Source organism: Arenimonas sp. (assembly GCF_019459675.1).
Classification (GTDB): domain Bacteria; phylum Pseudomonadota; class Gammaproteobacteria; order Xanthomonadales; family Xanthomonadaceae; genus Arenimonas.
Genome location: NZ_JAIBFH010000457.1, coordinates 1 through 9,240, shown reverse-complemented (window position 1 = coordinate 9,240; position 9,240 = coordinate 1). Strand labels below are relative to the sequence as shown.

8 protein-coding genes are annotated in these 9,240 nt (G+C 67.5%); 1 reads left to right on the top strand and 7 read right to left on the bottom strand.

The window, feature by feature from the left end; translation table 11 throughout:
- The 3 genes from mutT to K0M70_RS15095 form a co-directional block, all read right to left on the bottom strand.
- Nucleotides 1-742: 8-oxo-dGTP diphosphatase MutT (gene mutT, locus K0M70_RS15105; protein WP_290783339.1), on the bottom strand; the 742-nt coding region annotated here is incomplete at its 3' end.
- 18 nt (nt 743-760) lie between these two features.
- Complete coding sequence (gene secA / locus K0M70_RS15100) at nt 761-3,505, bottom strand: preprotein translocase subunit SecA (protein ID WP_290783338.1); 2,745 nt, start codon at nt 3,503-3,505, stop codon at nt 761-763.
- Nucleotides 3,506-3,635: 130 nt separating this feature from the next.
- On the bottom strand, nt 3,636-4,547 hold the full coding sequence (locus K0M70_RS15095; protein WP_290783336.1) for a M23 family metallopeptidase: 912 nt from the start codon (nt 4,545-4,547) through the stop codon (nt 3,636-3,638).
- Here K0M70_RS15095 and K0M70_RS15090 point away from each other — a divergent pair.
- Complete coding sequence (locus tag K0M70_RS15090; RefSeq protein WP_290783335.1) at nt 4,534-5,037, top strand: DciA family protein; 504 nt, start codon at nt 4,534-4,536, stop codon at nt 5,035-5,037. The two genes, K0M70_RS15095 and K0M70_RS15090, sit on opposite strands and share 14 nt — an antisense overlap.
- A 67-nt stretch (nt 5,038-5,104) precedes the next feature.
- Here K0M70_RS15090 and lpxC read toward each other — a convergent pair whose 3' ends face one another.
- The 4 genes from lpxC to K0M70_RS15070 form a co-directional block, all read right to left on the bottom strand.
- Nucleotides 5,105-6,016, bottom strand: a complete 912-nt coding sequence (gene lpxC, locus K0M70_RS15085) for a UDP-3-O-acyl-N-acetylglucosamine deacetylase (RefSeq protein WP_290783334.1) — start codon at nt 6,014-6,016, stop codon at nt 5,105-5,107.
- 336 nt (nt 6,017-6,352) lie between these two features.
- On the bottom strand, nt 6,353-7,576 hold the full coding sequence (gene ftsZ, locus K0M70_RS15080) for a cell division protein FtsZ (RefSeq protein WP_290783332.1): 1,224 nt from the start codon (nt 7,574-7,576) through the stop codon (nt 6,353-6,355).
- Between the two features lie 81 nt (nt 7,577-7,657).
- Nucleotides 7,658-8,893, bottom strand: coding sequence for a cell division protein FtsA (gene ftsA, locus K0M70_RS15075; RefSeq protein ID WP_290783330.1), 1,236 nt, complete (start codon nt 8,891-8,893; stop codon nt 7,658-7,660).
- Nucleotides 8,890-9,240: cell division protein FtsQ/DivIB (locus K0M70_RS15070; RefSeq protein ID WP_290783328.1), on the bottom strand; the 351-nt coding region annotated here is incomplete at its 5' end. The genes ftsA and K0M70_RS15070, both read right to left, overlap by 4 nt.

Here is a 9,240-nt window from a genome sequence, read left to right as displayed (position 1 = left end):
GGGGGGCGGGCTGCTGGCGGGCGGGGGCGGGGCCGGCCCCCGCCCCGCCCCCCCCCGGCGCCAGCGCCGGCAGCGCAGCCAGCGCCATCAGTTCGCGCGCGGGCAGGTGCAGCCCAAGCCCCAGGTCAGCCGCCAGGCCCGGCTCGCCGTTCACCAGCAGCTCGGCGCCCACCGCATCGCAGCGGCTCGCCGCGGCGCGGGCCAGCCCGGCCAGGTCGGCCGCGGCCAGGCCACGCACGCGCAGCTGCACCCGGCGCACGCCGGCCGCCAGCGCGCGCTCAAGCCGCGCCAGGAAGGCGGTGGGTTCGACGGTTTCAGGACTCACCAGGTAGCGCCCGGGCGCCGTGAGCGCCGCCACCACCGGGCGATCGGCGGGCGGCATGGGATAGCTGTCAAGCTTTTCCAGCGGCGACCAGGCCAGCGCCTGGCGCTCGCGGCCGCGGGGCGTGCCCTGGAAGGCGGAAACAAGGTACACGTCCAGCACGATGCGCTTGCCGGGGTAGGCCTGCGGCACGCTGATCAGCGGCTCGGCGGTCAGCACGCGGATGCCCAGCTCCTCGTCCAGTTCGCGGTCCAGGGCCTGGCGCGCGGTTTCACCGGCTTCCAACTTGCCGCCAGGGAATTCCCAAGCGCCGGCAAGGTCGCGGCCGGCAGTGCGGCGCGCCAGCAGGATGCGACCGCGAGCGTCGCTCAGGACGGCCGCGACCACGTGGACCGGGCGGTCAGACCCGGCGCTGGCCATCAGGACCGAACCGGTGGATCAATCCAGCCGGCCGTGGCACTGCTTGTACTTCTTGCCGCTGCCGCAGGGGCAGGGATCGTTGCGGCCGACCTTGGGCTCGTCGCGGGTGGCCGGCTCGGCCAGCACGCCCATGCCCTGTGCCGCCAGCGCCTGCGCCTGCGCGGCTTCCTCGTCGGCGCCGTAGCCACCCGAATCGGCGTGCTGGAACTGCATCCTGCGGGTCTGGGCCTCGAGCTTCTGGCGCTCGGCCGCTTCCATCGCAGCCACTTCCTCTTCGCTGCGGATGCGCACGCGCGCCAGCAGCGACGTCACTTCCTGCTTCACCTTGGTCAGCATCTCGCCGAACAGTTCGAAGCTCTCGCGCTTGTACTCCTGCTTGGGCTGCTTCTGGGCGTAGCCGCGCAGGTGGATGCCCTGGCGCAGGTAGTCCATGCGCGCCAGATGCTCCTTCCAGTTCTGGTCCAGCACGTTCAGCATCAGGTGCTTTTCCAGGTGGCGCATCATATCCGGGCCCAGCTGGTCCTGCTTTTCCTTGAAGAACTGGCTGAAGGCCGCGTCGGCCATGTCGAGGATGCCTTCGGCGTCGATGGCTTCCTGCGCGTTGGCCGTGGACTGCAGGTCCAGCACCAGGCCGAACTCTTCCGACAGCGCGCGCTCCAGGCCCGGCAGGTCCCACTGTTCGTCCACCGAATCGGCCGGCACGTAGCGGCGCACGGTTTCGGCGAGCACGTCCTCGCGGATGGCCTGGATGGATTCTTCCACCGACTCCGATTCCAGCAGCTCGTTGCGCTGCTGGTAGATCACCTTGCGCTGGTCGTTGGAAACGTCGTCGAAGTCGAGCAGGTTCTTGCGGATGTCGAAGTTGTGCGATTCGACCTTGCGCTGTGCGTTCTGGATCTGCTTGGTCACCAGGCCCGATTCGATGACGTCCGATTCCTTCATGCCCATGCCGCGCATGGCCTTCTGCACCCAGTCGGCGGCGAAGATGCGCATCAGGTTGTCGTCCAGCGACAGGTAGAAGCGCGACGAGCCCGGGTCACCCTGGCGGCCGGCGCGACCGCGCAGCTGGTTGTCGATGCGGCGGCTTTCGTGGCGTTCGGTGCCGATGATGTGCAGGCCGCCCAAGGCCAGCACTTCGTCGTGGCGCTTCTGCCATTCGGCCTTGATGCGCGCGCGATCCAGGTCGGTGGCTTCCTCGGGCAGCTGGTGCAGCTCGGATTCCAGCGAGCCGCCCAGCACGATGTCGGTGCCGCGACCGGCCATGTTGGTGGCGATGGTGACGGCCTTGGGCATGCCGGCGTTGGCGACGATTTGCGCCTCGCGCTCGTGCTGCTTGGCGTTGAGCACTTCGTGCGGGATGCCAGACTCCTTGAGCTGCGCGGCCAGCAGTTCGGAAGTCTCGATGGACGTGGTGCCCACCAGCACCGGCTGGCCACGGCCGTAGCAATCCTTGATGTCCTCGATCACCGCGTCGTACTTGGCCGGGCGGGCCAGGTACACCAGGTCGGGATGGTCCTTGCGCACCATCGGCCGGTGGGTGGGGATCACCGCCACCTCCAGGCTGTAGATGCTCTGGAACTCGAAGGCCTCGGTGTCGGCCGTGCCGGTCATGCCCGCCAGCTTGCCGTACATGCGGAAGAAGTTCTGGAAGGTGATCGAGGCCAGCGTCTGGTTTTCGCGCTGGATCGGCACGCCTTCCTTGGCCTCCACGGCCTGATGCAGGCCGTCCGACCAGCGGCGGCCAGCCAGCGTGCGGCCGGTGAACTCGTCAACGATGATGACTTCGCCGTCGCGCACGATGTAGTCCACGTCGCGCTGGAACAGCGCATGCGCGCGCAGCGCGGCGTTGAGGTGGTGGACCACCGCCAGGTTGTTGCCCGAATAAAGGCTGTCGCCCTCGGCCAGGATGCCGGCTTCGAGCAGCAGCTCCTCGGCGTGGCCCATGCCCTGTTCGGAAAGATGGGCCTGCTTGCCCTTCTCGTCCACCCAGTAGTCGCCCTCGCCGTCTTCCTTTTCCTGCTTGATCAGCTTGGGGACGATGCGGTTGGTCTTGACGTACAGCTCGGGGGAATCGTCGGCCGGGCCGGAAATGATCAGCGGGGTGCGGGCTTCGTCGATAAGGATCGAGTCGACTTCGTCGACGATGGCGAAGAACAGGCCGCGCTGGTGGCGGTCTTCCTTGGCCAGCGCCATGTTGTCGCGCAGGTAATCGAAGCCGAATTCGTTATTGGTGCCGTAGGTGATGTCGGAACCGTAGGCGCCCTTCTTGTCCGAATGCGGCATGCCCGGATAGACCACGCCCACGCTCATGCCCAGGAAGTTGTACAGCTTGCCCATCCACCCCGAGTCGCGCCGGGCCAGGTAGTCGTTAACGGTGACCACGTGCACGCCCTTGCCGGCCAGCGCGTTCAGGTACACGGCCAGGGTGGCCACCAGGGTCTTGCCTTCGCCGGTGCGCATTTCGGCGATGCGGCCCGAATGCAGCACCATGCCGCCGATCAGCTGCACGTCGTAATGGCGCAGGCCCAGCGAGCGGCGCGAGGCCTCGCGGCAAACGGCGAAGGCTTCGATCAGCAGCGAGTCGAGGCTGGCGCCGTCGGCGACGCGCTGTCGGAACTCGTCGGTCTTGGCCCGCAGCGCCGCATCGTCCAGGCGCTCCATCTGGGGCTCAAGCGCGTTGATGGCGGCGACGTTCTTGTTGAACTGACGCAGCAGACGCTCATTGCGGCTGCCGAAAATGCGGGTAAGCAAGCTGTTGAGCATTGGGGAAACCATTTGGGGAACGGGTCGCGCGGAGGCGAAATAAAAAGGCCACGGCAGCCCTGGAAGGGCTTCGCGGCCGGCTAGTCTAACTTGGGGACGGGGGCGGGACTATCAAGCCCGCCCGGTGGGCTCAGCCGCGCGCCTTGTCCAGGTACTGGCGCGGGTTCACCTGGCGGTCGTTTAGCATGACCTCGAAGTGCAGGTGCGAACCGGTGGACCGGCCCGTGGAACCCACCTTGCCGATCAGCTGGCCGGCCCGCACGACGTCGCCGGCGCGGACCAGGTTGCGGGAGTTGTGGGCGTAAAGGGTCTTGTAACCGTTGCCGTGGTCGATCTCGACCACGTTGCCGTAGCCACTGCGGACGCCGGAGAAGCTGACGACGCCTTCGGCGGCGGCGGTGATGGGGTCGCCGGTATTGGCGTCGATGTCGATGCCCGCGTGGTGGGCGCGGCCACGGCCGAACGGGTCGGAGCGGCCGCCGTAGCCCGACGAGACATAGCCGGGCGCCGGCATGCCGGCCGGCGTGCGCTTGTTGTCCAGGTCGTGGTCGAACAGCAGCGACTCGATCACCGAGAGCTGGCGGCCGGAATGTGAGAACTGGGACTGCAGCGCGTCAAGGCTGGAAAGCAGGTCGCCCGACGGCACGTCGCTGGCGGACTCGGAGCCACCCTGGCCGGGCAGTTCGTTGAAATTGAACTCGCCGTCCTTGAGCTTGCCCACGCGTGTCAGGCGGTCGCCCAGGGCGTTGAGACGGTTGGCCTGGGCCTGGAGTTCGCCGACGCGGGCGGCGATGGCGTTCACTTCGCGCTGGGCGTCTTCGCGGGCCACGGTCAGGGCCACTTGCTGCTGGGCCATTTCAGCCTGGAGCCGGGTGATTTCCTCCAGGGCAGCGCCGTTGGCGCCGCGGGCGAGGTAGCCGGTTCCGAAGGCTACCGCCAGCACCAGGGCGATGGCGCCCAGGGCGATGCCGGCGGTTTTTGGATCATCGAACGCCAGTTTTTTTGGCGACCGAAGGAATTTTGCTGCGATGATGACATTCATCATGTCTAGACCACCTAAAACCAATGTCCGCGGCGCTTCGCCGACCGCCCTGCCCCCGCAAGCGCTGCAAGCGCTGGCTGGTACCGGACTGGCCAGCCTGATGGAGCGTGCCCGATGGTTGGACGCGCTCGACCCGCTGTTGCGCCAGAGTCTCCCCGCCACCGTGGCCGACCAATGCAAACTGGCCAACGTGGATGACAAGCACTTGGTGTTTCTGGTCAGCAGCCCGGTCTGGAAGGCCAAGCTGCGGCTGCATGCGGACGCCCTGCTGGACGCCGCGGCCGCGGCCGGGCTCAAGGCCGGGACGCTGGTGGTGAAAGTGGCTACACCCAGTCCTGCCGTCCCCACGGGGACCGGTCCAACGAGGCCGCTTTCCGAGGCGGTCCGCGATTCACTGCGGGCCACCGCCCAATCGGTTTCTGATCCGGAGCTCCGGGCCCAGCTTTTGAGGCTGGCCGCCAGCGCCCGGCCATCGGCCGACGGGGCATAATGCCCCGTGGAACGCTGTGAGTCGTTAATCGAGCGTTAAAGTGGCCGGATCGGCCCGCGATGTGCGTTCAGACCGCTTGCGCGGGATGGGCGTAGGAGATGGGCGCCAGGGCCGGATCGTCGAACGTCACCTCTTCCCAGGCCGTGGTGTCGGCCAGGAGGGTACGCAGCAGCTGGTTGTTGAGGGCGTGGCCGGACTTGTAGCCGTAGAAGGCGCCAATCAGGCTGTGGCCCAGCAGGTAAAGGTCGCCGATGGCGTCCAGGATCTTGTGCTTCACGAACTCGTCCTCGTAGCGCAGGCCGTCTTCGTTGAGCACGCGGTAGTCGTCCAGGACGATGGCGTTGTCCATCGACCCGCCCAGCGCCAGGTTGCGCTCGCGCAGGTACTCGATGTCCTTCATGAAGCCGAACGTACGGGCCCGGCTGACTTCCTTCACGAAGGACGTGGTGGGGAAGTCGATCTCGGTGCTGGACGTGGACTTGTTGAAGATGGGGTGGGCGAAGTCGATGGTGAAGCCGACCTTGAAGCCTTCAAACGGCTCGAAGCGGGCCCACTTGTCGCCGTCTTCGACCCTGAGCGGCTTGAGGATGCGGATGAAGCGCTTGGCCGCATTCTGTTCTTCGATGCCCGCCGACTGCAGCAGGAACACGAAGGGACCGGCCGAACCGTCCATGATCGGCACTTCAGCCGTGGACAGGTCTACATAAGCGTTGTCGATACCCAGGCCGGCCATGGCCGAGAGCAGGTGCTCGATCGTCATGACGCGGACATTGCCCTCGACCAGGGCGGTACAAAGGCTGGTGTCGCCGACTTTTTCGGCCTTGGCGTGGATTTCAACCGGCTGGTCGAAATCAACGCGACGGAACACGATCCCCGTGTCGGGAGCTGCGGGGCGGAGGGTCATGTAGACCTTCTCGCCGCTGTGCAGGCCGACGCCAGTGGCGCGTATGACGTTCTTGAGGGTTCGTTGTCTGATCATAATTTGTGGCGTTCTCCGAAGCGGGAGCGCGCAAAACCGTCCGAACGATAACACAGGGCGCACTGAACGAAAACCTAACAACTGGCGCTTTGTCACCGTCCGGAAACGCCTGGCGGGTAAAAACCCCGCCTGCAACAGGTAACCCCTTGACTGGATTGGAAAAGGACCCGCCGGACGGGCCGGCGGGCCAAGATTTCCATTCCCCCTGGGGACGACGGCTTGCCGCGCACTCCAGTGCGCGGCCGTGACGCCCGGCCGGCCGTCCAGGCCCGCCGGCTGCGGCTGCCCGCCCCGGGAGCGCCTGGTCGGGCGCCCACGGGTCGGCGGCCGCCTTGCTCAGTCGGCCTGGCGACGCAGGAAGGCCGGGATGTCCAGGTAGCTGTGGTCGTTGGGCAGGTCGGCCACGGCGCTGGAGGCGCCCGACGCCGGCTCGTGGGCCCGGCCCGCGCGCAGGTTCATGTGGCTGTGGGACGGCGCCGCGGTGACATTGGCCATCGCGCTGTCGTCGATCATGCCGGTGCTGGCGTTGCGCACCAGCTTCACCGGGGCACGGTAGACCTCCTTTTCCGGGGCGCGCGGGGCGACCTGGCGCACCGCGCCGCGGTTGAGGCCGGTGGCCACCACGGTCACGCGCACTTCGTCCTGCATCTCCGGGTCCAGCGAGGTGCCGATGACGACGGTGGCGTCCTCGGACGCGAACTCCTCGATGATGCGGCCGATCTCGTCGAACTCGGCCATCGTGAAGTCCGGGCCGGCCGTGATGTTGACCAGCACGCCGTTGGCGCCCATCAGGTTGACGTCGTCCAGCAGCGGGTTCTTGATCGCGGCCTCGGCGGCGGCCTGGGCGCGGTCGTCGCCGCGGGCCACGCCGGTGCCCATCATCGCCAGGCCCATTTCGGACATGACGGTGCGCACGTCGGCGAAGTCGACGTTGATCAGGCCCGGGCTGACGATCAGGTCGGCGATGCCCTTCACGGCGCCCAGCAGCACGTCATTGGCCGCGCGGAAGGCCTGCACCATGGTGGCCTGGCGGCCGAGCACGGTGATCAGCTTCTCGTTCGGGATGGTGATCAGCGAATCGCAGTGGTGGCTCAGTTCCTCGATGCCCTTGAGCGCGACCTGCATGCGCCGGCGGCCTTCGAACGGGAACGGCTTGGTGATGACGGCAACGGTCAGGATGCCCATCTCCTTGGCCAGCTGTGCCACCACCGGCGCGGCGCCCGTGCCGGTGCCGCCGCCCATGCCGGCGGTGATGAACACCATGTCGGCGCCTTCCAGCGCTTCGACGATGCGCTCGCGGTCTTCCAGCGCGGCCTGGCGGCCGACTTCCGGGTTGGCGCCGGCGCCCAGGCCCTTGGTGACGTTGCCGCCCAGCTGCAGCTGCATCTTCGCGCCGCACTGCTTGATGGCCTGCGCGTCGGTGTTGGCGGTGATGAACTCCACGCCTTCCACGCCCGCATTCACCATGTGCGCCACGGCGTTGCCGCCGCCGCCGCCCACGCCGATGACCTTGATTACCGCATTGGGTGCCAACTTTTCGATCAGTTCAAAATGTGCCATGTCCGCGTCCTCCGTGATTCGAATCCAGGGGTTTTAGTTTCTTGGTTGCTTTGTCTTGCCTGCTTGGTGCGTTGACTTCGCTCAGAACTCACCTCGGTACCAGTTCTTGAACTTCGTCCAAACCGTTCCCGCCTTCCCGGCCGACAGCGTCGGGCGGCGGGGATGTTCCAACTGGCTGCCCCACAGCAGCAGGCCCACGCCGGTGGCATGCACCGGGTTGCCCACCACTTCGCCCAGGCCCGACACGTGCTGGGGAATCCCCACCCGCACGGGCATGTGCAGCATTTCTTCGGCAAGCTCCACCACGCCTTCCATCCGCGACGCGCCGCCGGTCAGCACCAGGCCGGCGCGCACCAGCTCTTCGAAGCCGGAGCGGCGCAGTTCGGCCTGCACCATTTCGAAGATTTCCTCGTAGCGGTTCTGCACCGCCTCGGCCAAGGCCTGGCGCGCCAGGCGGCGCGGCGGGCGGTCGCCCACGCTCGGCACCTGGATGGATTCCTCGGCGGTGGCCAGCTGCGCCAGCGCGCAGGCGTAGCGCACCTTGATCTGCTCGGCTTCCGGGGTGGGCGTGCGCAGCAGGTGGGCGATGTCGTTGGTGACCTGGTCGCCGGCAATCGGCAGGGACGCGGAATGGCGGATGGCGCCCTGCACGAACACCGCGATGTCGGTGGTGCCGGCGCCGATGTCCACCAGCACCACGCCCAGCTCTTTCTCATCCGTGGTGAGCACGGCGGTGCTGGACGCCAGCGAGCTCAGGATAAGATCGTCCACCTGCAGGCCGCAGCGCTGCACGCACTTCATCACGTTGCTGGCGGCCGACTGGGCGCCGGTGACCAGGTGCGCACGCACTTCCAGGCGCACGCCGCTCATGCCCACCGGGTTGCGGATGCCTTCCTGGGAATTGTCGACGATGTATTCCTGGGCGATGGCGTGCAGGATCTTCTGGTCGGCGGGCACGGCCACGGCCTTGGCCGCTTCCAGCACGCGGTCCAGGTCGGCGTAGGTCACTTCGCCGCCCGCCACCGGCACGATGCCGGGCGAGTTGCGGCACTGGGTGTGGCTGCCGGTGATGGACGCATACACCGACCGGATTTCGCAGCCGGCCATCAGCTCGGCCTCTTCCACCGCGCGCTGGATGGACTGCACGGTGGACTCGATGTCCACCACCACGCCGCGCTTCATGCCGCGCGATTCGTGCGAGCCGATGCCGATCACCTCGATCTCCTGGCCGGGCGAGTATTCGCCCACCAGCGCGGTGACCTTCGAGGTGCCGATGTCGAGTCCGACGATCAGCGACTTGTCGCCTTTGCGATTCATGTGTTGGCCTGTGCTGCGGATGCGGGGGGAATGGCCGGCGGCGCGGGGGCGTCCTGCCAGACGAGGGTGAAACCGTTGGTGTAGCGCAGGTCGGCGCGTACCAGCACGCGCGCATCGGTGGCGCGAAGCTGCGGCAGCATCCGGGCGAAGCGCGCCAGGCGCGACTGCGGGTCGCCGCGGCCGGCCTCGATGCGGGTACCGTCGTCGAGCAGCAGGCTCCAGCTGCCGCGCGCGCTCAGGCTCACGGTGTCCACGCGCAGGCCCAGCGGCAGGAACAGCGGGCGCGCCAGGCTGTGGAAGGACATCAGTTCGCTCGCGCGCGCTTCCGGGCCTTCGAACATCGGGGC